This window comes from Geodermatophilus sp. SYSU D01180, from assembly GCF_054050415.1.
On sequence record NZ_JBJGZH010000038.1, the window covers coordinates 14,752 to 37,584 of the forward strand.

General features: G+C 76.4%; 21 protein-coding genes. 8 read left to right on the forward strand and 13 right to left on the reverse strand.

Annotated features, from left to right (window positions below):
• Window positions 1–48 precede the first annotated feature (48 nt).
• Window positions 49–1,557 (reverse strand): class I adenylate-forming enzyme family protein, encoded by a 1,509-nt coding sequence (locus ACI8AA_RS22235; RefSeq protein WP_457046543.1) that lies wholly within the window; start codon window positions 1,555–1,557, stop codon window positions 49–51.
• Window positions 1,558–1,628: 71 nt separating this feature from the next.
• On the opposite strand from ACI8AA_RS22235, the gene ACI8AA_RS22240 reads away from it, so the two are divergent.
• Window positions 1,629–2,054, forward strand: a complete 426-nt coding sequence (locus ACI8AA_RS22240) for a DUF1810 domain-containing protein (protein ID WP_457046544.1) — start codon at window positions 1,629–1,631, stop codon at window positions 2,052–2,054.
• A 66-nt stretch (window positions 2,055–2,120) separates the two neighbouring features.
• Here ACI8AA_RS22240 and ACI8AA_RS22245 read toward each other — a convergent pair whose 3' ends face one another.
• On the reverse strand, window positions 2,121–3,083 hold the full coding sequence (locus ACI8AA_RS22245; RefSeq protein WP_457046545.1) for a hypothetical protein: 963 nt from the start codon (window positions 3,081–3,083) through the stop codon (window positions 2,121–2,123).
• Window positions 3,084–3,458: 375 nt separating this feature from the next.
• On the opposite strand from ACI8AA_RS22245, the gene ACI8AA_RS22250 reads away from it, so the two are divergent.
• Window positions 3,459–4,514, forward strand: a complete 1,056-nt coding sequence (locus ACI8AA_RS22250; protein ID WP_457046546.1) for a glutathione S-transferase family protein — start codon at window positions 3,459–3,461, stop codon at window positions 4,512–4,514.
• 59 nt (window positions 4,515–4,573) lie between these two features.
• On the opposite strand, the gene ACI8AA_RS22255 is transcribed toward ACI8AA_RS22250, so the two are convergent.
• The 7 genes from ACI8AA_RS22255 to ACI8AA_RS22285 all read right to left on the reverse strand — a co-directional run bounded on the left by ACI8AA_RS22255 (window position 4,574) and on the right by ACI8AA_RS22285 (window position 9,727).
• Window positions 4,574–4,813, reverse strand: coding sequence for a hypothetical protein (locus ACI8AA_RS22255; RefSeq protein WP_457046547.1), 240 nt, complete (start codon window positions 4,811–4,813; stop codon window positions 4,574–4,576).
• A 54-nt stretch (window positions 4,814–4,867) separates the two neighbouring features.
• Window positions 4,868–5,035: a hypothetical protein gene (locus tag ACI8AA_RS22260; RefSeq protein ID WP_457046548.1), complete on the reverse strand. Its 168-nt coding sequence runs from the start codon at window positions 5,033–5,035 to the stop codon at window positions 4,868–4,870.
• A 52-nt stretch (window positions 5,036–5,087) separates the two neighbouring features.
• The gene (locus ACI8AA_RS22265; protein ID WP_457046549.1) at window positions 5,088–5,396 is read right to left on the reverse strand and encodes a hypothetical protein; all 309 of its coding nucleotides are present in this window, start codon (window positions 5,394–5,396) and stop codon (window positions 5,088–5,090) included.
• A gap of 49 nt (window positions 5,397–5,445) precedes the next feature.
• On the reverse strand, window positions 5,446–5,616 hold the full coding sequence (locus ACI8AA_RS22270; protein WP_457046550.1) for a hypothetical protein: 171 nt from the start codon (window positions 5,614–5,616) through the stop codon (window positions 5,446–5,448).
• Between the two features lie 322 nt (window positions 5,617–5,938).
• Window positions 5,939–8,095, reverse strand: coding sequence for a hypothetical protein (locus ACI8AA_RS22275; protein ID WP_457046551.1), 2,157 nt, complete (start codon window positions 8,093–8,095; stop codon window positions 5,939–5,941).
• 132 nt (window positions 8,096–8,227) lie between these two features.
• Window positions 8,228–8,962: an alanyl-tRNA editing protein gene (locus tag ACI8AA_RS22280; RefSeq protein WP_457046552.1), complete on the reverse strand. Its 735-nt coding sequence runs from the start codon at window positions 8,960–8,962 to the stop codon at window positions 8,228–8,230.
• A gap of 30 nt (window positions 8,963–8,992) precedes the next feature.
• A complete protein-coding gene (locus ACI8AA_RS22285) occupies window positions 8,993–9,727 on the reverse strand; it encodes a type 1 glutamine amidotransferase (protein WP_457046553.1) in 735 nt (244 codons plus the stop codon).
• A gap of 140 nt (window positions 9,728–9,867) precedes the next feature.
• Here ACI8AA_RS22285 and ACI8AA_RS22290 point away from each other — a divergent pair, with 140 nt between their 5' ends.
• Complete coding sequence (locus ACI8AA_RS22290; protein ID WP_457046554.1) at window positions 9,868–10,488, forward strand: hypothetical protein; 621 nt, start codon at window positions 9,868–9,870, stop codon at window positions 10,486–10,488.
• A 40-nt stretch (window positions 10,489–10,528) separates the two neighbouring features.
• Here the strand turns inward: ACI8AA_RS22290 and ACI8AA_RS22295 are convergent, their stop codons facing one another.
• The 4 genes from ACI8AA_RS22295 to ACI8AA_RS22310 all read right to left on the reverse strand — a co-directional run bounded on the left by ACI8AA_RS22295 (window position 10,529) and on the right by ACI8AA_RS22310 (window position 16,332).
• Entirely contained in the window at window positions 10,529–11,602 is a 1,074-nt protein-coding gene (locus ACI8AA_RS22295; protein ID WP_457046555.1) for an acyl-CoA dehydrogenase family protein, read from the reverse strand.
• A complete protein-coding gene (locus ACI8AA_RS22300) occupies window positions 11,599–12,768 on the reverse strand; it encodes an acyl-CoA dehydrogenase family protein (RefSeq protein WP_457046556.1) in 1,170 nt (389 codons plus the stop codon). Before ACI8AA_RS22300 ends, ACI8AA_RS22295 begins: the two co-directional genes overlap by 4 nt.
• Window positions 12,769–12,886: 118 nt before the next feature.
• On the reverse strand, window positions 12,887–15,529 hold the full coding sequence (locus ACI8AA_RS22305) for a SpoIIE family protein phosphatase (RefSeq protein ID WP_457046557.1): 2,643 nt from the start codon (window positions 15,527–15,529) through the stop codon (window positions 12,887–12,889).
• Window positions 15,526–16,332 (reverse strand): alpha/beta fold hydrolase, encoded by an 807-nt coding sequence (locus ACI8AA_RS22310; protein WP_457046558.1) that lies wholly within the window; start codon window positions 16,330–16,332, stop codon window positions 15,526–15,528. Before ACI8AA_RS22310 ends, ACI8AA_RS22305 begins: the two co-directional genes overlap by 4 nt.
• Window positions 16,333–16,480: 148 nt before the next feature.
• Here ACI8AA_RS22310 and ACI8AA_RS22315 point away from each other — a divergent pair, with 148 nt between their 5' ends.
• The 5 genes from ACI8AA_RS22315 to ACI8AA_RS22335 all read left to right on the forward strand — a co-directional run bounded on the left by ACI8AA_RS22315 (window position 16,481) and on the right by ACI8AA_RS22335 (window position 22,781).
• Window positions 16,481–17,206, forward strand: a complete 726-nt coding sequence (locus ACI8AA_RS22315; protein WP_457046559.1) for a hemerythrin domain-containing protein — start codon at window positions 16,481–16,483, stop codon at window positions 17,204–17,206.
• Window positions 17,207–17,622: 416 nt separating this feature from the next.
• On the forward strand, window positions 17,623–18,330 hold the full coding sequence (locus tag ACI8AA_RS22320) for a hypothetical protein (RefSeq protein ID WP_457046560.1): 708 nt from the start codon (window positions 17,623–17,625) through the stop codon (window positions 18,328–18,330).
• 8 nt (window positions 18,331–18,338) lie between these two features.
• Window positions 18,339–19,085: an alpha/beta fold hydrolase gene (locus ACI8AA_RS22325; protein ID WP_457046561.1), complete on the forward strand. Its 747-nt coding sequence runs from the start codon at window positions 18,339–18,341 to the stop codon at window positions 19,083–19,085.
• Window positions 19,086–19,192: 107 nt separating this feature from the next.
• The gene (locus tag ACI8AA_RS22330) at window positions 19,193–21,523 is read left to right on the forward strand and encodes a HelD family protein (RefSeq protein WP_457046562.1); all 2,331 of its coding nucleotides are present in this window, start codon (window positions 19,193–19,195) and stop codon (window positions 21,521–21,523) included.
• 55 nt (window positions 21,524–21,578) lie between these two features.
• On the forward strand, window positions 21,579–22,781 hold the full coding sequence (locus ACI8AA_RS22335; protein WP_457046563.1) for a hypothetical protein: 1,203 nt from the start codon (window positions 21,579–21,581) through the stop codon (window positions 22,779–22,781).
• Window positions 22,782–22,833 lie beyond the last annotated feature (52 nt).

The window sequence follows — 22,833 nt, forward strand, 5'->3', positions numbered from 1 at the left end:
GCGGACACGCTGGAGCGAGCGGCACGCATCCGATGATCACCAGGCGGCCTACCGCGGGACGGGCGTCCAGTCGGTCGTCTCGCGCAGCGGGTGCTTGAGCACCTTCCCGCCGGCGTTGCGCGGCAGCGGCGCGTCGAGGACCTTCACGAACTGCGGCACCTTGAAGTCCGCCAGCCGTTCGCGCGCGAACGGCGCCAGGGAGGCGACCAGGTCCTCGGCCGAGACTCTCGCACGCGGCTGGACGACCGCGCCGACCTTCTCCCCCATCACCGGGTCGGGCACGCCCACCACGGCCACCTCGACGACGTCCGGGTGCTCGGCCAGCGCGTTCTCCACCTCGACCGAGTACACGTTCTCGCCGCCGCGGTTGATCATGTCCTTCGCGCGGTCGACGATCCGCACCATCCCGTCGGTCACCCGCGCCATGTCACCGGTGTGCAGCCAGCCGTCCACGAACGTCTCCGCCGTCCGCGCGGGGTCGCCCCAGTACCCGGCGACGACGTTCGGCCCGCGCACCAGCAGCTCCCCCACGCCGGTGTCCGGGTCGGGCCGGTCCACCCGGACGTCGTCCACCGGCACCGCGAAGCCCACCGAGTCGGCGTGCTCGAGCGCGAACTCGTGCGGCAGGTAGGTGGCCAGCGCCGCGGTCTCGGTCAGCCCGAAGCCGTTGCCCACCCGCGCGTTCGGGAACGCCGCCATCAGCCGGTGCACCAGCTCCGGCGCGATCGGCGCCCCGCCGTAGCTGAGCACCCGCACGCCGCTGACGTCGGTGTCGGCGAACGAGGGGTGCCGCAGCAGCAGCTCGAAGATGGTCGGCACGCTGGTCAGCAGGCCGACGCCGTACGCCGGGATCGCCTCGAGCATCGCGGCCGGGCTGAACCTCGGCATGACGACGACGGTGTTGCCGATCGCCGTCTGCCCGAGCAGCTGCGAGTTGCACCCGGTGACGTGGAAAAGCGGCACCGAGATCAGCGACGTCTGCCCGCCCTCGCGCGAGAGCCCGAGCACGCGGCGCGTGTTCTCCGCCGCGGTCGCGAAGTTCTCGTGCGTGGTCATCGCGCCCTTGGGCCGGCCGGTCGTGCCGGACGTGTAGAACAGCGCGGCGACGTCGGACGGCGCGGCGTCGTGCGGCTCGACGGGCTCCCCGGCGGGCAGCGGGGCACCCGGCTCCACCACGTACGCCGCGCCGCAGTCGTCGAGGACGAACCGTGTCTCGGTCTCCGACAGCCGGGTGTTCAGCGGCACGACGACGCCGCCGGCCAGGTGCGTCCCCCAGAACGCGAGCACCCAGTCCAGGCCGTTGCCGATCCGCAGCGCCACCCGGTCGCCGACCCCGACGCCGGCGGCGCGCAGCCCGCCGGCCACCACGCGGGCGCGCTCCCAGAGCTCCGCGTAGGTGACCGACGGCCCGCCCAGCTCGACGACGGCGGTGCGGCCGGGGACGCGGGCGGCGGTGGCGGACAGCAGCGCGGGCAGGTTCGGCACCAGGCCGGTGTAGCGGCGGATGCCGTCGGGGCCGGTCTCGATGCCGGTGCTGTCGAAGACGGTCGAGCTCACGTACGCCGATTCTGCGCCGGTGACCGGCGCCACCCGGGTGTCGCCCGGCGGACCGGGGGAAGTCCCTGCGCATGACCGACGACGACCCGTACCGGCTGGCCCGCTTCGTCGAGGCGCAGACCGACACCTACGCGCAGGCGCTCACCGAGCTGCGCGCCGGGCGCAAGACCAGCCACTGGATGTGGTTCGTCTTCCCGCAGGTCGCCGGCCTCGGCCGGAGCGCCACGGCGCAGCGGTTCGCGATCTCCGGACTCGACGAGGCCCGCGCCTACCTCGCCCACCCGGTGCTCGGCCCGCGGCTGGTCGAGTCCGCGCAGTCGCTCACCGAGCTGCCCGGCTCCGACGCCGCCGCGGTGCTCGGGTCGACCGACGCGGTGAAGCTGCGCTCGTCGATGACGCTGTTCGCCCACGCCGACCCTGGTCAGCCGGTGTTCCGCGCCGTCCTGGACCGGTACTTCGGCGGCGAGGAGGACGACGCGACGACGTCCCGGCTGTAGTCCTCCGCTCGCTCGTGCTCTGCCCACACCTGTGTGCAGAGCACGAGCGAGCGCGGGAGAGGTGTCTCAGGCGGTCAGCTCGTCGACGTCGACGACCTCCAGCAGCGCCTGCAGACCCGGCTGGCCGGTGAAGTCGAGCGGCCGCAACTCCTTGGCCTTCACGTCGACCAGCAGCTCCGCGGCGGTGTCCCGGGCGATGGTCGAGGCGACCGCCGTGGACCACTGCACGCCGGTGAAGGCGGCGCGGGTCCAGTGGCCGGCGAGGAGGCAGTCGAGTCGCGGACGACCGTAGGCGTCGGTGCCCGCGGAGCGCAGTGCGACCACCCGGGCCGACTTGACGGCAGGCGCGACCGCGAACGCCTCCTTGAGCGTCACCAGGACGTGTCCCATGACAGCCTCGGTGTAGAGCTGCGCCCGCTCGCCCTTGGGCAGCTTGCGCAGGCTCAGGTTGCCCGCCTGGGTGGTGGACGGCATCCGCTCGGGGACGACGGTCTCCGGCGGCGCGAGGACGACCAGGGCCACCTCGTCACCGTCGACACCGAGGGGAGCGGCGGCGGCCTCGTTGTCCTCGAACGCCTCGGCGAGGGCGGCGAGCACCGTGTCGGGATCGTTGGTCGACAGTGCCCACCACCACTCGTCGAGACGGGCCTGCAGGTCGGCCTGCTCCCGCTGCGCCTGCTGACGCAGGGCCGCGATCTCGGCCTCGGCGGCCACGTCCGCCTGCTGACGCGCCGCCTCCTTCGCGGCCCGCTGGAACAGGCCGAGCCCGGCGGTCGCCGCCTCACGGTGCCGTGCACGGACGGCGTCGGCGTCGGGCTCCGGGGCCGGCGGCGCGACCGGGTGCCGCGTCCGGTCGAACTCGGCCCGGTGCACGTTCAGCAGCTCCGCGAACATCGCCGCGAGACGCCGGGCCTCCTCCTCCTTCGCCGCCTCCTTGGCCGCCCTCGCCGCGGCTGCGGCGAGCTGCCGCTGGTACGCAGCCGTGGAGGTGCGGCCGGCCGTCGAGCGCCCGCGGCTCCCGCCTCCCACCGACGTCGAGTAGGTCAACGGCCCGGCCCCGGAGGAGAAGGACGTGCGTCCACCGCCCACGTGCACGCGCGCCGCTCGCGGCCCGATGCTCGTGCGTACACCCCGGCTGGAGGCGCGCACCCGGACCCCTGGCGCCAGCTTGACCGAGAAGCTCAGTCCCATGTCCCACCCGTCGTCGTCCGTGGACGTTCCGTTCCGGATGCCATCACGGGTGGGGAACGGAACCGGCCAAGGGGCGACCGCGTCGTCGCCGAGTGGGACGGATGGGACCGGAGTGCCGGTCCGCGCAGGAGGCGCGATCCCACACGGCACAGGAGTTGCGGGTCACCCCGGTCTACCGGGCGGCGGGAGTCGCGGTCGGCCAGAGTTGATCGTGTGAGCGACGACCAGGGATCCGGCTACGTCTCCAACGGCCAGGAGTACAAGCGCGACACGAACTACATCACCGACCGGATCACCGCCGACGGCTCGAGCGACTGGCCGGTCGAGCCGGGCCGGTACCGGCTGGTCATCGCCCGCGCCTGCCCCTGGGCGAACCGTGCCGCGATCGTGCGCCGGCTGCTGGGGCTGGAATCGGCGTTCTCGATGGGCATCTGCGGGCCCACGCACGACGAGCGCAGCTGGACCTTCGACCTCGACCCCGGCGGCCGCGACCCGGTGCTCGGCTACGAGCGGCTGCAGGAGGCCTTCTTCGCCCGCGACCCGGAGTACCCGCGCGGGATCACGGTGCCGGCGATGGTCGACGTCCCGACGAAGGCCGTCGTCACCAACGACTTCATGCAGATGACGCTCGACTTCTCCACGCAGTGGACCGAGTACCACCGCGACGGCGCCCCCGACCTCTACCCCGAGCACCTGCGGGACGAGATGGACGAGGTCATGCAGCGCGTCTACACCGAGGTCAACAACGGCGTGTACCGCTGCGGCTTCGCCGGCTCGCAGCGCGCCTACGACAAGGCCTACGACCGGCTGTGGACGGCGCTGGACTGGCTCGAGGAGCGGCTGTCGACGCGGCGGTACCTCATGGGCGACACGATCACCGAGGCCGACGTCCGGCTGTTCACCACGCTGGCCCGCTTCGACGCCGTCTACCACGGCCACTTCAAGTGCAACCGGCAGAAGCTGTCGGAGATGCCGGCACTGTGGGGCTACGCGCGCGACCTGTTCCAGACGCCGGGGTTCGGGGACACCACCGACTTCCCGCAGATCAAGGAGCACTACTACGTCGTCCACGCGGACATCAACCCGACGCAGGTCATCCCGATGGGTCCGGACACGTCGAACTGGCTGACCCCGCACGAGCGCGAGGAGCTCGGCGGCTCGCCCTTCGGCGACGGCACCCCGCCCGGGCCGGTAGCCGCCGGCGAGGAGGTGCCGGCGTCGCACGGTCCCGGCGGCATCGGGCACCGGCCCGACGACGAGCGCCGCTGACGGTCCCTGCGCGCTGACGGTGCCGTCCGGGCGGACGACGCCGTCAGCTCGGCCGGGCCTCAGCCCCCGCCACCACCACCGTCGCCACCTCCGCCGCCGTCGAAGCCCCCGCCGCCGTCGAAGCCGCCGGCCGCGCCGACCGCTCCCCCGCCGGCGAGGTAGCGGGCCGCGTGGGGGTGGACCACCCGCTCACCCGTCTCGACGCCCCGCCGCCCCTCGGCACCCACGCGGTACCGGTGCAGGCCGAAGGCGAGGAGGAGGACCGCCGCGAGGACGCCGAGCACCACGATCGCCGTCATGGCGGAAAGGTCCCGCGCGCCCGGGGCGGACGACAGGGCCCTCCGACCCCGGGCTCAGTCCCCGCCGCCGTCTCCGCCGCCGTCGGATCCGCTGTCGGAGCCACTGTCGACCCAGTCGCCGCCGGACCAGCTCCCGTCACCGGCACCGGGCCGGGGACGCTGCCAGGACAGGATGCAGTAGAACGCCATCGCGACGAAGGCGAGGATCGAGAGCGCGGCCACGGCCGGGCACCGTGCCGGACGGCGGGCCGCGGCGCCAGGGGTCGTCGCGCGGTCAGTCCCCGCCGCCGCCTCCGCCGCCGTCTCCCCCACCGCCGCCGGAGTCGCTGCCCCAGCCGCCGCCGTCGTGGTGGCCGTGGTGCCCGCCGTCACCCCAGATCCCGCTGTCGCCGTACCAGCCGTCGCCGCCCGAACGGCGGCCGGCGTTGCGGCGCCGGGCGTTGCGGCGACGGGCGTTCTCACCGCGCGGGCTCCGATGAGCGGCCTCCCGGCGACGGGCCTTCCGCCGGCTGGCGCGGACCGCGGCCGTGGACATGCCGGTGAGCACGAGCAGGACCAGGGTCAGCACGATCCAGGGGAGCACGCGCGGCACTGTGCCCGACGGCCGGACCCGAGGACAAGCACCTCGGGGGTCAGCCGGCCGCGCGCGCCTCGGTGCGTTCGACCTCGACCGCGCACCGCACCGTCGCCGCGGCGGTGGCGAGGGTCTCCCGGTCGAGCCACTCGAGCAGGAACCGGGAGCCGTACACGTCGACGACGGTGGCGCGGTCCGGCAGCGGGCGCAGTGCGCACGAGGTCGTCATGACGTCATGACTAGCACAGCGAGATGTCGCGCGCGTGGCCGTTCGGCGTCCCACGGATGTCACGGCCGGATCGGTCGACGGGGGCGGGGCGCCGGTGTCGCCACCGCCCCCGTCGTCCGGAGTGTTGGGCGGGGAGGTCAGGGGTGCCGCGCGACCGCACCGGTGCGCGGAACCCCCAGCCCCGATACCTCCCCGCCCGGTGGCCCCGGCCCAGCGGGAGCCAGGTCGGGGTCACGCCCGGGAAGGCAGCGCCCAGTCGGCGGTGCGGTGCGGGAGGGATTCCCGACCTCGGCCGGCGGCTGGTGCGCGCCTGGCAGGGAGGTCAGTCGGGAGAGAAGGACGGGTCGCGCAGGACGGCGGCGACGACGGCGGAGGCCGACGACGGCGCCGGGACGGTGCAGAGAGCGGTGGCCGGCACGCCCGACGGGCAGATCGCGGCCAGCGTGGTCAGCCAGACCGAGGCCGACATGGTGGGCGCCGGGGGCACGATCGGCCTCGGCTCGGGCGCCACCGGCGCCGTGGGCTCGGTGGGGAGGTCGTCGGCGAGCGGCGGCGGGTCGGCGGGCCGCGGAGCCGTGGCCTGCTGCCGCTGCGTGGTCCTGCTCGCCGGGGTCGTGCTGGCGTCCTCGGACGCGCCGCACTCGGCCCGCGGAGCGCTCAGCAGGACGGCCACGGTCGCCGGGGCGGCGGCGAGCCCGGTGGTCTGTGCGGTCTCGAGGGTCGCGGTCCCGGCCACGGGGGCGGCCTCCCCGACCGGAGCTGACGACGGGGTGGTGACCTGCGCAGTGGCGGCGGTACCGGCGGCCGGCGTCACCACGGCCTCGACAGCGGCGGCGGCCGGCTCGGCCACCGGCGTCACGACCTCCGCCGCCGGTGCACCGGCCTGGGCCACTGGCGCGACGACGGCCTCCACCACCGGCACGAGCGGCAGGGTCACCGCCTCGACCACCGGCACCGGCTGCTGCGTCACCGCCTCGACCACCGGCACGAGCGGCTCGGTCACCGCCTCCACGATCGGGACGAGCGGCTGCGTCACCGCCTCGCCCACCGGGACGAGCGGCTGCGTGATCGTCTCGAGCACAGGGGGCACCGGCTCGACCACCGCGTCGACCACCGGTGCCACAGGACCGGTGACCACCTCGACCACCGGCACGACGACGTCCACGACCACCGGGCCGACCGTCTCCACCAGCGGCGGGACGGCCGGCTCGACCACCGCCTCCACCAGAGGCGGGACGACCTCGACGACAGGAGCCGCCGGTCCCGTGACCGTCTCGACGATCGGCACCACCGGCTGAGCGACGGCCTCGACCACGGGGACGACGGGTTCCACCACCGGGGTCACGACGTCCTCGGCCACGGGGACGACGGGCTCGGTGACCGCGTCGACGACCGGGGCGACCGGCTCCGTCACCGGCGGGACGGCCTGCTCGGCCACCGGAGCCACCGGTTCGACGACCGTCTCCACGACCGGGACCACCGGCTCCGTCACGGTCCCCACGACCGGCTCGACGACCGTCTCGACCACCGGCGCCACCGGGTCGGTCACGGCCTCGGCGACGGGAGCGCCCGGCTCGGTCACCGTCTCCACGACCGGCGCCACCGGCTCGCTCACGGTCTCGACCACCGGCACCACCGGCTCGCTCACGGTCTCGACCACCGGCGCCACCGGGTCGGTCACGGCCTCGGCGACCGGCACGACCGGCTCGGTCACCGCTTCGACCACCGGCGCCACGGGCTCCGTGACGGTCTCGACCTCCGGCGCCACCGGGTCGGTCACGGCCTCGGCGACCGGCGCCACCGGGTCGGTGACCGGCTCCACGGCCGGAGCCACGGACTCGCTGACGGTCTCGACCACCGGAGCGACCGGCTCGGTCACGGTCTCGACGACCGGAGCCACGTGCTCCGTGACGGTCTCGACCACCGGCGCCACCGGCTCGCTCACCGTTTCGCCGACGGTCTCCACCACCGGAGCGACGACGTCCTCGACGACCGGGACGGGCAGCTCGACGACCGGCTCGGGCGTCTCCGCGGGAACGTCCGCGACCGGCTCCGGAGCGGGCTCGGAATCAGGCGGAGGCTCGAGTGCCGGCGGGGGCTCGGGCCCAGGGGCAGGCTCGGGCCCAGGGTCGAGCTCGGACGCAGGGGCGGGCTCGGGCGCAGGGGCGGGCTCGGGCGCAGGGGCGGGCTCGGGCACAGACGGAGGCTCGGGCGCAGGAGCCGGGACGTCGGCGACCGGCTCGACCACGGACTCCACGACCGGCTCGACCACGGGCTCGACGACCGGCTCGACGGCGACCTCGTCGACCGTCGCGGTGACCTCCTCGACCACGCCGCCGAGCAGGGAGCCGTCCGGAGCGGGTGGGTCCTCGGCGCGCGCGGAGGTGGAGACGACCACCAGGAGCGTGAAGATGCCGGCCACCAGGCCGAGCAGGAGGAGGACCCGACGGGGCCAGCGCGCTACTCCGGCGCTGCTCACCGACCCCCGTGTGGAAGTCCCCTCCCGCACGGACGCAGACTAGAACGACTCCATCCGAAAAGCTCGTCGATCACGGCTACGGGGCGTACCGGGACCTCCCCGACCCAAACGACCCGAGCCGAACGACCCGGCCTAGACGACGCGGATGCGCAGCCGGCGGAACCCGCGGCCCTTGTTCTCCATCTTGACCACCTCGACCCGGCCGACCATCGCCGTCGAAGCGACGTGCGTGCCGCCGTCGGCCTGCAGGTCCAGGCCGACGATGTCGACGATCCGCACCTGCTCGATGTCGGGCGGCAGCAGGTCGGTCGCGGTCCGGATGAGGTCGGGGATCGCGTACGCCTCGTCGCGCGGGAGCGTGCGGACCCGGATCGGCCGGTCCGCGGTGATCTCGGCGTTCACCGCCTCGGCCACGCGGTCCTTGAAGTCGGCCGGCACCTCGGCGAGGTCGAAGTCCATCCGCGCGGTCAGCGGCTCCATGTTGCCGCCGGTGACCTTGGCGCCGAAGTCGCGCAGCACCACGCCGGTGAGCACGTGCAGGCCCGAGTGGGTGCGCATGAGCGCGGTCCGGCGCTCGTCGTCGAGCGCCCCGCGGACGGCGGTGCCCGGCGGCGGCACCGGGTCGCCCTCGACCGGGACCAGGTACAGCTCGTCGCCCTTGCGGGTGCCGGCGATCCGGGTGCGCACGCCGCCCCACAGCAGCACGCCCTCGTCCGGCGGCTGCCCGCCGCCGCCCGGGTAGAAGGCCGAGCGGTCGAGGACGATGCCCTGCTCGGGGTCGGCCGCGACGACGGTCGCGCCCCACTCCCGCACGGTGGCGTCGGCGAGGTCGAGGCGGTGGGTGTGCCCGTGCCGGTCAGCGCTCACGGGCACCCATCCTGCCGAACGCGCCCGCGCTCAGGCCGCCGTCTCCTCCTCCGCCGGGCGGGCGCGGTCGGCCCGGTCCAGGAACGCCCCGACGAGCCGGGCGCAGGCCGCGGCGGCCTCCGGCTCCCGCTCGGCGATCTCGCGGCGCAGCCCGGGCACCAGCGCGTCGGCCTCCGGCGGCGGCGGGCCGGTGAGCTCCCACGTCTCCTCCCAGGCGGAGAACGCGCCTGGGTCGATCTCCGGGTGGAACTGCACGCCGAGGTGCGGGCCGCAGGTGAACGCCTGCACCGCCCGGTCGGTCCGCGCGACCTCCACCGCGCCGGGCGGCACGGTGAACCGGTCGCCGTGGTACTCGAACCAGGGGCCGGCCGGCACGAGCCCGGGGTCGGCGGTCTCGACGTCGAGGAACCCGTGCTCGCCCTGCGGCGCCTGCGCGACCACGCCGCCCAGCACCCGCGACAGCGCCTGCCCGCCGAAGCAGACGCCGAGCACCGGCGTCCCGGCGTCGACCGCCCGTCGCAGGTAGGCGAGCTCGGCGGCCAGCCACGGCACCGTGTCGTCGTAGGCGGCCGCCCCCGAGCCCATGACCACCAGCGTGCGCAGCGTGGCGGGGTCGGGCAGGTCGGTGAGCAGCGGGGAGTCGCCGACCGTCGTCCCGACGACGACCGTCAGCCCCTGCGCCTCCAGCGCCGGCCGCAGGGTGCCGACCAGCCGGTGCCCGCGGGAGGCGTCGGCGTCGTGGACGAGGACGAGCGCGGTCTGCATGCACCCAGTATCCGCGGGCTCACCGACGGTCCCGGACGTCCCGCGCCGGGGTGCCCCCCTTCCCGGCGGGCCGCCGCCGGAGCAGGCTGGCGCCCGCGGCGGTGCCGCCCGGGCAGCGCCGCCCCCAGAGAGGAGCGGCCATGTACGCACGCTCGACCTCCGTCGCGGGCACACCCGAGAAGCTCGACGACGGGATCGCGTACGTCTGCGACGAGGTCATGCCCGCGCTGGCCGACATGCGCGGGTTCGTGGGCCTGTCGATGATCACCGACCGCGCCAGCGGCCGGGCCGTCGTCACCTCGTCCTGGCGCGACGTCGAGTCGATGCGGGCCAGCGCCGACCGGGTGCGCGCGATGCGCGAGCAGGCCGCGGAGGTCTTCGGCGGGGACGTCACGGTGCAGGAGTGGGAGGTCGTGGTCATGCACCGCCGCTCGGAGGCACCGTCGGGCGCGTGCACGCGGGTGACCTGGTGGCGCGCCGACCCGGCCGGGCTGGACCGGGTGCTCGACGCCTACCGCAGCGTCATGGTGCCGCGGATGGAGGACTACCCCGGCTTCTGCAGCGTGAGCCTCATGGTCGACCGGGAGAGCGGCCGGGCCGCGTCCGCGGTGACCTTCGAGGACCGCGAGGACATGGACGCCGGCCGCGCCCACGCCCGCGCCTCCCGGGACGACTTCGCCCGGGCCATGAAGCTCGAGATCACCGACGCCGAGGAGTTCGACCTCGTCCTCGCCCATCTCAGGGTGCCGGAAACGGTGTGACGGCCCTGCCCGCCTCCCACACGGGAGGCGGGCAGGCGGCTCACACGACGGCGGTGAAGGCCGGCCAGACGTCCTCCGGGCCGGCGGCGACCAGGCCCGCGCCGAGGAACCGCGACCAGGTCAGCTCGCTGCCGGCCTCGTCGCGCCAGGACCAGCAGCGCCGGGTCAGGTGGTGCAGCCGGTGCTCCTGGGTGAAGCCGATCGCGCCGTGCACCTGGTGGGCGAGCTTGGCCACCCGCTCGACGGCCTCCCCCGCACGCACCTTCGCGGCGGCCGCGGCCAGCCCGATCGTCGCCTCGCCCCGGCCGAGGGCCTGGACGGCGGCGTCGACCAGCGCAGCGGTCGAGGTGACCTCGCCGGCCATCTGCGCCAGCTCCATCTGGATCGCCTGGAACTTGCCCAGCGGCCGGCCGAACTGGTGCCGCTCGCCGGCGTACTGCACCGTCCACGCCAGCACCTGCTCCAGCGCGGCCGAGATCTGCACCGCGCGGGCCAGCGCGTAGCGGGCGCGCACCTCCGCCGCCCGCGCCGGGGTGAGCAGCGCGCCGCGCGCGCCGACGCCGTCGAGCACCAGCGACCCGCGCGGCTCCCCGGCCAGGTTCACCGCCCGCGACGCCGTCAGCCCCGAGGCGTCGACGACGGCCAGCACCGCGCCCTCGATCCCGGCCGGCGCCGTGGCCAGCACCGCGACGTGCCGGCCCACGCCGGCCCACGCGACGTCGGTGGCGGTGCCGGAGAGGGTGAACCGGCCGGGCCCGTCGCCGTCGTCGGAGGGCTCGGCGGCGACCGTCCCGTCGACGGCGACCGTCAGCGGCTCCTCCGGCGAGGGCAGGTCGAGGTCGGCGGCCACCACGGCCGGCCCGGCCACGAGCAGCTGCTCGGCCACGGGCACCGCGGCGGCGCCGGCCGCCAGCGTGCGCACGATCGCGACGGCGTCGGCGAGCTCGCCGCCGGAGCCGCCGGCCTCCTCCGGCAGCCCGACGCCGGTGAGCCCGGCCTCGGCCAGCGCCGACCACAGGCCCTCGTCCCACGGCCGCTCCGCGGTGAGGACGAACGGCTCGTGCCCGGAGAGGATGTCCCGGACGGTCTCGACCACCAGGTCCTGATCGCTCATCGCAGCCCCAGCCCCCGCGCCACGATCCCCTTGAGGATCTCGTTGGTGCCGCCGCGCAGCGTGTAGCCCGGCGCGTGCAGCTGTGCCTCGGCCAGCGCCCGGCCCAGCGGGTCGGGGCTGTCCAGTGACGCCGGGACGTCGACCACCCGGCGCACCTCGTCGACGACGTCCTGCTCGAACGTCGTCCCCATGTCCTTGACCAGCGCGGCCGGGATGTCGGGCAGCTCCCCGCGGTCCAGCGCGGCGGCGATCCGCAGCGACAGCTGGCGCAGCGCCAGCGCCCGCGAGGACAGCCGGCCCAGCACCGCCAGCTGCGCCGGGTCGCCCGAGGCGGCGGCGCGGCGACCGAACTCGGCCAGCAGCGGCCAGGTGGAGAGGAACCGCTCGGGCCCGGACCGCTCGAACGCCAGCTCCGCGGTCACCTGGTGCCAGCCGGCGCCCTCGGCGCCCAGCAGCATGTCGCCGGGCACGACGACGTCCTGGAACACCACCTCGTTGAAGTGGTGGCCGCCGTCGAGGATGCGGATCGGGTTGACCGTGATGCCGGGCAGCGACAGGTCGACCAGCAGCTGGGTCAGCCCCTGGTGCTTGCCGCGCGGGCCCTCCCCGGGCGGGCCGGTGCGCACCAGCACGATCCCGTAGTGGGAGTGGTGCGCGTTCGACGTCCAGACCTTGGCGCCGTCGACCACCCAGTCGCCGTCGGCGTTGCGGGTGGCGCGGGTGCGGATGGAGGCCAGGTCGGAGCCGCTGTCGGGCTCGCTCATCCCGATGACGAAGTAGCACTCCCCCGCGGCGATGCGCGGGAGGATGTCCTTGCGCTGCGCCTCGGTGCCGTAGCGCAGCAGGTTGGGCCCGGACTGCCGGTCGGCGATCCAGTGCGCGGCCACCGGGGCCCCGGCGGCGAGCAGCTCCTCGGTGACGGCGTACCGCTCCTGCGCGGTGCGCTCGTGGCCGCCGTACTCCTTCGGCCAGGTCATGCCCAGCCAGCCGCGGGCGCCGAGCTTGCGCGAGAACTCCGGGTCGACGCCGGACAGCCAGGTGTCCACGTGCGTGGTGAAGGTCCCCGCGGCGAGCTCCTGCGCGAGGAACTCCCGGACCTCCAGGCGGACCCGCTCGGCCGCCTCGGACGGCGGTGCGGGCGCCAGGGTCAACTGGTTGCTGCTCATGACGGACACGTCCCCACGTCGGCGTGGCAGTTGTCGCCCTCGGTTCTACCGTGCGCCCGGGTGCAACACCCGCGCCCGGGTGTGTCGGACGCCCTCCGCCCGCCGCGCGGGGACGCGGTCAGCTCCGGTCGTCGCCGCCGGGGAACGCGTCCCGGGCGAGCTGGCGCAGCCCGTCGGCCACGTCACCGGCCACGGTCGTGAGCCGGTCGACGGCGCCGGTGACCAGCCGGCGCACCGCGACGGGGTCCAGCCCCAGCACGGAGCCGAGCCCGGCCGCGACGTCGACCCCCGGGAAGCCGGGGGCCGGCTCGGGCGGCTCCCCCCGGCCCGGCGTCCAGCGCATGGCGTCACCGGAGACCGTGACGTCCCCGGTCGCGCCCTCGAGCACGTCGGTCAGCTCACTGCGCGTCTGCTCCACGGCGGCCTCCTCGCGCCCGGCCCCGCGGACGGGGCGGTGGCTGCGATGGTCCGCCTCCTCCTCCCGGCCCGCCAGACCCTCGACCGGCAGCCGGGTGAGGACGAGCAGGGCGACGTCGTCGGCGCGGCGGGGCCCGGCCAGCGCGTCGAGCAGCCGGTCGCACAGGGCGTCCGGGTCGGCGCCGGAGGCGGCCGCGGCGGCGACGGCGCGCAGCCGGTCCAGCCCCTCGTCGATGTCGGCGGTGCGGCTCTCCACCAGGCCGTCGGTGAACAGGACGAGCGTCGCGCCCGGCCGCAGCCGGCCGCGCCACTCGGGGGCGGGACCCGGCGGGGCGCCGAGCAGCCGGCCCGGGCGGACGTCGAGCAGCCCGGCCCGCCCGCCCTCGACCAGCAGCGGCGGCGGGTGGCCGGCCGAGGCGATCCGCAGCCCGCCGGTGGGCGGGTGCAGCCGCGCGAACAGCGCGGTGGCCATCCGCGGCAGGCCGAGCAGCGGCCAGCTGCCGTGCAGCCGGTCGACCAGCGCCGCCGGCCCCGGCCGGTCCACCAGCAGCGCGCGGTGCACGCTGCGCAGCTGGCCCATCGTCGCCGCGGCCGTCACGTCGTGGCCGACGACGTCGCCGACCGCCAGCGCCACCTCGCCGCCGGGCAGCGGGACGACGTCGTGGAAGTCGCCGCCGACGTCGGCGCCGCGGCTGGCCGGCAGGTAGCGGACGGCGACGGCGTACCCCGGCACCTCCGGCGGCGCGGGCGGCAGCAGGCTGGCCTGCAGCGTGTGGGAGGTGTGCTCGTCGAGCTCGTGGCGCTGGGCGACGTCCATGCCCTGCGACATCTGCAGCGCGAGCTGCTCGGCGGTCTCGACGTCGGCCTCGGTGAACGGGCCACGGCGCACGTCGGCGCCGAGCGAGAGCACGCCGAGCGGCCGGTTCTCCGCGACCAGCGGCACGCAGACGAGGTCGGCCAGCTCCAGCGCCCGGGTGACCTCCCGGTGCCGTGGGCTCGTGGTGGCCCGCGCCAGCTCGGCGTCGGCCGCGCCGCGCAGCCAGACCGTGCGGTGCTGGGTCAGCGCCCGCACGCTCGGGTGCGAGCCGTCGCGGCGGGGCAGGTGGACGTCGCGCAGCTCCTCGACCAGGGGGCGGCGGGCCGGGTCGGCGTGCGCGACCACCGGCTCGGCCAGCCCGTGCTCGGTGAGCACGTCGACGACGCACACGTCGGCCAGCCGGCGGACGGTCAGCTCGGCGAGCTCCGCGATCGTCTCGGTGACCCCGTGCCCGGCGGCCATGAGCCGGGCGGCCTCGAGCAGGAACGCCGACCGCGCCGCCTGCCGGACGGTCTCCTCGTGCAGCCGGACCCGCTCGAGCGCCTGCCCGGCCTGCCGGCCGAGGGTGGTCAGCAGGTCGGCGTCGGCCGGCGCGAGGGAGCCGCGGGCGCCGGGCTCGGCCAGGCTGATCAGCTCGCTGTCGTCGGTGACGCCGAGGACCAGCACCAGCGCGCCGAGGTGCCGGTCGTCGGCGGCCGTCACCGGCACGACGACGACCGCCTCCTGCCCGGCCTCGGCCATCGCCTCCGCGAGCCCCGGCCACCGGTCGCGCAGCGCCGGCCCGACCGGCACCGACCGCACCCCGCCGGTGCGGACCAGCTCCGCGCCGTCCCGCGCCGCCGCGGCCAGCTCGCCGAGCAGGTGCGGCGCCACGTGGTCGCTGGCGGCCAGGGCGACCGGCAGCGGCGCCCCCTCCGGCCCGGGGAGGGCCAGCCACAGCGCGGCACCGCCGGCTTCCACCGCCGCCCGCGCCCGGCGGACGACGACCTCGGCGACCTGCCCGGCCGACGCCGCCGCGGCCAGCTCGGAGACGACCTGCTGCAGCGTCCGCGCCCGCGCCTCGGACTCGGCCGCGGCCCGCTGCGCGGTGAGCAGCGCCCGCTCGTAGCGCCGTCGCGAGGTCGCCTCGAACACCGTGGCGCGCACCAGCAGCGGCTGCCCGTCCTCGTCGCGGACCTCGACCGCGTTGAGCAGGCACGGCAGCACCGACCCGTCCGCGCGGAGCACGTCGAGCGCCACCTCGCGGACCGCCCCCTGCAGCCGCAGCAGCGGCGCGAGGTGGGTCTCGTAGAACACCCGGCCGCCGGCGTTGAGCAGGTCGGGCAGCCGCCGGCCGCGGACGTCGCCGGGCTCCCGGCCGGTCCAGGTGCAGAAGGTGCGGTTGACCTTGACCACCCGCCCGTCCGGGACCATCGACAGGTAGCCGCAGGGGGCGTTCTCGTAGAGGTCGGCGGGGTCCTCCTCCAGCAGTCGCGCGAGACCCTCCGGCTGCTCGAGCCGGTCCGGGGGCGGTGCGGGGTCGGTCACGGGCCGGCCGGGCCCCCGAGGAAGGCGCGGATCGCCGCGGTCGTCTCCTCGGGCGCGGACAGGTGCGGGCAGTGCCCGGTGGCGGCCAGCCGCCGGAAGACGCTGCCCGGGACCTGCCCGTGCACGAACCGGCCGACGGGCTCGGGCGCGATCGCGTCGTCGGAGCACTGCAGCACCAGCGTCGGGACACGGACCGCGGGGAGGTCGGCGCGGTTGTCGGAGAGGAACGTGACCCGGGCGAAGTCGCGGGCGACGCGGGGGTCGGTGCGGCAGAAGCTCGCGGTCAGCTCCGCGGCCACGTCGGGGTGGTCCGGCCCGGCGACCACCGCGGCCAGCGCCGCCGCCCACTGCGCCGGGTTGCTGTCCAGCGACTCCAGCAGCGCGGCGACGTCGGCCCGGCTGAAGCCGCCGGTGTAGTCCTCGTCGTCGACGTAGCGGGGGCTCGGGCCGATCATCACCAGCGCCCCGAACCGGCCGGGGTCGGCCCGCACCGCCAGCACGCCGATCATCGCGCTCACCGAGTGGCCGACCAGGACGACGTCGGTCAGGTCCAGCTCCCGGACGACGTCGAGGAGGTCCTCGGCGTAGCCGCGCAGGGAGCCGTGGCGGACGGGGTCGTAGGCGGAGACGTCGGACCCGCCGGCGCCGACGTGGTCGAAGGTGACCACCCGGTGGTCGACGGCGAACTCGGGCACCAGGGCCCGCCACATCGACTGGTCGCAGCCGTACCCGTGTGCGAGGACCATCGGCCGGGCTCCCTCCGGCCCGCGCACGCGCACGCAGTTCCGTGTGACCACCGTCACGCCCGGGACGGTAACGGACGCGGGCGTCCCTGTCCCCGCCCGGTCGCGCACGGACCCCTGTCCCCCCGCCCGGCGGGCTCCTACCCTGCCCCCGTCCCGGACGAGACCGGTCCGGTTCCTCCCTCCTGAGCTGCACCGGAGGTGCCCCGTGACCGCCGTGCCGACCTCCCTCCGTCCCCCCGCACCCGCCGCGGACGTGCCGCCCGCGACCCGGGCCGGGGACTCCCAGCGCGTCCTGCACCGGCTGGTCCGCCGGGAGCTGCGGACCCTGGCCGAGCTCGCCACCTGGGCGCCGCCCGGCGACGCCGCGCGCACCGCGGCCCTCACCCGGCACGCCGACCTGGTCGGGCGGGTGCTGCTGGGCCACCACGCCGTGGAGCGCGAGCTGCTGTGGCCGGCCCTGGAGCGCGCGCTGCCGGCCGGCGCCGCGGGGTCCGCGCGGGCGCGCATCGCCGCGTGGACCACCCGCTGCGCCGCCGTCGACAACCGGCTGCGCGACCTGTCCACCGCCGCCCGGCAGTGGGCGGTCGCCGGCACGCCGCCGGCCCGGGACGCCTTCGCGCTGGCCTGCCTGGACCTCGCGGCGGTCGTGGACGCGCAGACCGCGGCCGAGGAGCGGGAGCTGCTGCCGCTGCTCGAGGCGCACCTGCCGGCGCGGGAGTGGACGGCGATCGTGCACGCCCCGCGGCCGGCGCTGTCGGGCCGCGAGCGGCTGACGGTGCTGGGGCTGGCCCTCGAGGACGCCGCGCCGGCGGAGCAGGAGCGGCTGATGGCGGGGCTGGGCCGGGGCACCCGGCTGGTCTGGCGGCTGGCCGGGCGGGCGCGCTACCGCGCGGCGGTGGTCCGGCTGCGGGGTGCGCCGCCCTCGCACTGAAGCCGGGCCCAGGGAGCGGGCGCGATGACGAGCCCGCTCCCGGAGGGGTCAGTAGCGCGACGTGCCGCAGTCCCGGCAGCGCTTCTTGGCCGTGGTGGTCTCGCCGTGGCAGTTCGGGCAGGTCCAGGACGCCCGCTCGGTGGGGCGCTCGGTGGTGGTCGTGGACATGGTGTTCTCCCCTGTCGTCCGGGAGCCCCCGACGGTAGGCAGCCGGGATGTCGGGCAGGTGTCCTGCGGGTTGCGGGACGACACGGTCTCCCCTGACTCCCCGCCCATCCCGCCACGGCGCACTGGCAGGGCACTGGTACGCGGGTGCAAGCCGGGCCTCCAGTCGGCGCCCAGTCCCGTGCAGGAGGTGCGCGGGAGCGTCCTCGCAGCGAGCCGGACAGCGGCTCGACCACCGAGGAGGCACTGCCATGACCCGCACCGCCCTGACCCGCACCCGCGCCGCCCGCACCCTGCTGCGCACCGCCGTCCCCGCGACCGCGTTCGCCGCCGTGCTCGCCACCGCCGGCACCGCGTCGGCCGGCTCGGTCGCCTACAACGCCTACGACACCGACGCCAACGGCTACGTCGACCTGTACGCCTTCGACGACAGCGGCGACCGGTACGAGGACACCTGGGCGGTCGACTGGGACGAGAACGGCTACGTCGAGCAGGTCGCCGTCGACACCGACCTCGACGGCTGGGCCGACACCTTCGCCTTCGACGGGAACGAGGACGGCTACGTCGAGGAGGTCGGCGTCGACACCACCGGCAACGGCCTGCCCGACGTGTGGGGCGCCGACTCCGACCTCGACGGCTACGTGGACGCCGCCGCCTACGACGTCGACGACGACGGGTACGCCGACTTCTCCGAGCCGATGGCCCCGACCTCCTACGCCTACGCGTCGGTGACCTACGTCTTCGCCGAGGCCGACGGCTGGACCTACTGGGAGGTGTCGGTCGAGTACGGCTACGGCCTGACCTCCGACCAGGACGACAGCGGGATCGAGCCGGCGGCCGGCGGGACGTTCACCGCCGCCGAGGACACCGCCGGGGACACCGCCGCCGGGGACACCGCGCACGAGTGGACCGGCGACCCGGTCACCACCGCGGTGCGGGAGCTCGCCGGCCTCTTCTGAGCCGGCCGATGAGTCCAGCGCCCGGCGCCGGTCCCGAGGAGGTGGCCGTCTTCCTCCTCGTCCCCGGCGCCGGTGGGCGCGCCTGGTACTGGCACCGCCTGGTCCCCGAGCTCGAACGCCGGGGTCACCAGGCGGTCGCCGTCGACCTGCCCGCCGACGACGACACCGCCGGGCTCCGGCGGTACGCCGAGGTGGCGACGGCCGCGCTCGACGCCCGGTCCGCGGACGGGGACGCCGTGGTGGTCGGGCAGTCGATGGGCGGGCTCACCGCGCCGCTGGTGGCGGCGCGCCGGCCGGTGCGGCTGCTGGTCCTGCTCAACGCGATGGTGCCGCGGCCCGGCGAGACCGGCGGGGAGTGGTGGGACGCCGTCGGTCAGGCGGAGGCCCGGGCGGCGTGTGCCCGCGTGCAGGGCCGGCCCGTGGACGACGCCGTCGAGTCCGACTTCTCCCACGACGTGCCGCCGGAGGTGTGGGCCGCCGGGGCCGGGCACGCCGGCGACCAGTCGGGGACCCCGTTCGGCGAACCGTGGCCGCTGGCCGCCTGGCCCGACGTGCCCACGCGGGTGCTCGCCGGCGCGGAGGACCGCTTCTTCCCGGTCGTGTTGCAACGGCGGGTGGCCCGCGGGCGGCTGGGCCTGGGGATCGTCGAGGTCCCCGGCGGGCACCTGTGCGCGCTGAGCCGGCCGGTGGAACTGGCGGACGCCCTCGACGCCCTGGTGGCGCAGACCTCGCCCCGACACGCGGGCGGGAGATGACAGCGAGGGGGTGAAAGGCGCAAGATGGTCGATTGCCGCGCGCGCCAGGAATGGCGCTCGAAATGGCGACGAAGAGAACTTCGGCCATTCTAGCAGAGGGAAGTGCATTGCCGGCGAGCCCGTCCGACGTCGTCCCCGACCCCGATCTCGCCTCCGCGCGGGACCTGGCCCTCGAGCAGGAGTACGTCACCGACCTGTACCGCCGGCTGGACGCCGCCCGCGAGCTGGCCAGCACCCGGTGGCGGCAGGCGATCACCTGGCCGGCCGTCGACCCGCAGGCGCTGCAGGAGCGCGACGCCACCGTCCGCTTCCACGGCGAGCGGGTGGTCGCGCTCGACGCCGCCGAGGCCGGGCTGGTCGTCGGCCGCATCGACCGCGCCGACGACGGCGGCACCCTCTACGTCGGCCGGATCGGCCTGCCCGGCGACGACCCGGCGCAGGACCCGGCGCTGGTCGACTGGCGGGCCCCCGCGGCCCGGCCGTTCTACGTCGCGACCCCGGTGCAGCCGCTGGGCATCGTGCGGCGCCGGCACATCCGCACCCGCGGGCGCACCGTCGTCCGCCTCGACGACGAGGTGCTCACCGACGGCGTCATGGGCTCGGGCCTGACCGGCGAGACCGCGCTGCTGGCCGCCCTCGACGCCTCGCGCACCGGGCGGATGACCGACATCGTCCGCACCATCCAGGCCGAGCAGGACCGGGTGATCCGCAGCGACGCCGCGGGCGTGCTCGTCGTCCAGGGCGGGCCGGGCACCGGCAAGACGGCGGTCGCGCTGCACCGGGCGGCCTACCTGCTCTACACGCACCGCGAGCGGCTGGCCCGCCGCGGCCTGCTCGTCGTCGGCCCGACGCCGACCTTCCTGCGCTACATCGCCGACGTGCTGCCCTCCCTCGGCGAGACCGGCGTGCTGCTGGCCGGGCTCGGGCAGCTGCGCCCGGGCCTGGACGCCCGCGGCGAGGAGTCGCCGGAGGCCGCGGCGGTCAAGGGCCGGCTGGAGATGGTCGACGTGCTGCGCGCCGCGATCGCCGACCGGCAGGTGGTGCCCGCCGCGCCGCGGGAGGTCGAGGTGGACGGGTTCCGGCTGCGGCTGCGGCCGATCGACGTCACCCGCGCGCAGAACGCCGCACGCCGCGCGGACCCGCTGCACAACCTGGCCCGGCCGGTGTTCGTCCGCCGCGTCGTCGACACGCTGACCAGGCGCTACGCCGACCGGCTCGGCCGGGACGTGGACGGCGGCGCGGGCCTGCTCGACCGGGAGGACGTCGCCGCGCTGCGCCGCGAGGTGAGCGAGGACCCGGGCGTGCGGTCGCTGCTGGCCGAGCTGTGGCCGGTGCTCACCCCCGAGCGGCTGCTCACCGACCTGTTCGCCGACCCGGCGCGGATCGCCGCGGCCACCCCCGGCTGGTCCGACGCCGACCGCGCGCTGCTGCACCGCCCGCGCGGCAGCGTGTGGACCCCGGCCGACGTCCCGCTGCTCGAGGAGGCCGAGGAGCTGCTCGGCTTCGACGACAGCGCGCAGCGCGCCCGCGCCGACCGGGACCGCCGCCGCGCACTCCAGCGGGCGCAGGAGACCCTCGACGTGCTGCACGGCTCCCGGTCGGTGGACCTGGAGGACGAGCACCTGGAGGCCGAGGTGCTCAGCGCCGGCGACCTGCTGTCGGCCGAGGACCTCGCCGACCGGCAGCGCGAGCTGGACCTGCGCACCACCGCCGAGCGGGCGGCCGCCGACCGCACGTGGACCTTCGGGCACGTCGTCGTCGACGAGGCGCAGGAGCTCTCGCCGATGGCCTGGCGGCTGCTGGTGCGCCGCTGCCCGACCCGGTCGATGACCGTCGTCGGCGACGTCGCGCAGACCGGCAGCCTGGCCGGCGCGCAGCGGTGGGACGCCGTCCTGCGCCCGCACGTCGGCGACGCGTTCCGGCTGGAGGAGCTGACCGTCAACTACCGCACCCCGGCCGAGGTGATGGCGGTGGCCGCCGACGTGCTGGCCGCGACCGGCACCGGGCTGCGGCCGCCGCGGTCGGTGCGCACCGGCGGCACGCCGCCGGTCGCGGAGGTCACCGGGGAGTCCGGGCTGGCCGGGCGGGTCGCCGCGGTGGCCGCGGACCTCGCCGGGCGGGAGGGGACGACGGCGGTACTCGTGCCGCCGAGCCGGGTGGCCGGCGTCGTCGCGGAGCTCGCGGAGCTGCGGCCGGACGTGCAGTCCGGACCGGGCGCGGACTCCTCGCTGGGGCCGGTGGTGCTCACGCCGGGCGAGGCCAAGGGCCTGGAGTTCGACTCGGTGGTGGTCGCCGACCCGCAGGGCGTCCTCGACGAGGGCGTGCGCGGGCTCAACGACCTCTACGTCGCGCTCACCCGCGCCACCCAGCGGCTGACCGTGCTCTCCCCCGGCCCGCTGCCCGCGGTGCTCGGCCGGCTGGGGGCCGCGGCGGCCTAGCGGGGCCCAACCGCGGGGGCAGTGCGGCGCAAGCGCCGTCCGGAGGGTGGACGGCGTGCCCCGCTCCCGCCTGCTGACCGTGTCCGCCCTGCTCCCCGCCGTGCTGCTCGCGACGGCCGCCTGCTCCCCGGCTCCGGCTGCCGCGCCCTGGTCCGCCGCGCCGGCGGCCGAGGCCTCGCGGACCACCGTGTCCGTGCCCGGCACCGGCCCGGCCGGGGACCACACCGACGCCCGCGGGGTGTCCGCCGGCCCGGACGGCACCACGCTCGTCCTGCTCGCCGGGGCCGACGCCGGCGTGGACGACGCCGCGCCGGGCGCCGCGCTCGCCGTCGTCGGTCCGGACGGCACGACGGTCCAGGCGACGGCGGAGCTCGCGCCCGGCTCCCGCCCGGACACCGCGTTCGGCTCCGGCGGTGCGGCCGTGGTGGCCGGGCCGGTGTGGCCGGGCACGGGACCGGTCGGCTACGCGCTGCAGGTCGTCGACCCGGCGACCGGGACGGTCACCGCCACCCTCCCGGTCGCCGTCCCCGGGGACGTGCTGCTCACCGGCTCGGCCGCGGCCCTCGGCCCCGACGGCGTCCTCTACGTGGCCGTGTCCCGCAGCGCCGGTCCCCCGCTGCTGCTCGCCGTCGACCCGGCCACCGGCGCGGTCCGGACCTCGGCCGACGTCGACCTCGCCGTCGAGGGCGTCGAGCCCACCTCCGCGGAGGTCGGCGCGGTGGCGGTCTCCCCCGACGGTTCCCGCGTGGTCCTGGTGGCGGAGACCCTGTGGCCCGACGCGGAGGCCCCGGCCCGCAGCCTGCTGCTGGCCCTGACGCCGGACCTGCTGCCGCGGGACGCACCGGTCGACCTCGCGCCCGGCTTCGTCCGCGCCGGGGTCCAGGACGTGGTCGTGGTCGCCGACGGCACCGCGTACGCGGTGGTCCGCGGCGCCGACGCCGACCGCACCGACCGCGAGCACGTGGTGGCCGTCGCCGTGGGCGCGACCGCGCCCGCGGTGCTCACCGCCGACGGCGCCTTCCGCGGCACGCCGGTCACCGATGCCGAGTTCGACGGGACGGCGCTGTGGCTGACGCTGCAGCAGGAGTCGGCCGCGGCGTCGGTGGTCGTCGTCGACGTCCGGACGGGCGCGGTGGGGGCGCCGCTCGGCCTGTGCGACGAGCTGGCCGGGTACCTGCACGCCGGGGACGACGGCCGCATCGCGGTGACCGCCCGCTGCGACGGCGAGGCCGTGCTCTGGTGGCTCGATCCCCGGTGACCCCTGCTCCGCGGACGCTCGTGCTCTGCCCACAGTCGTGGGCAGAGCACGA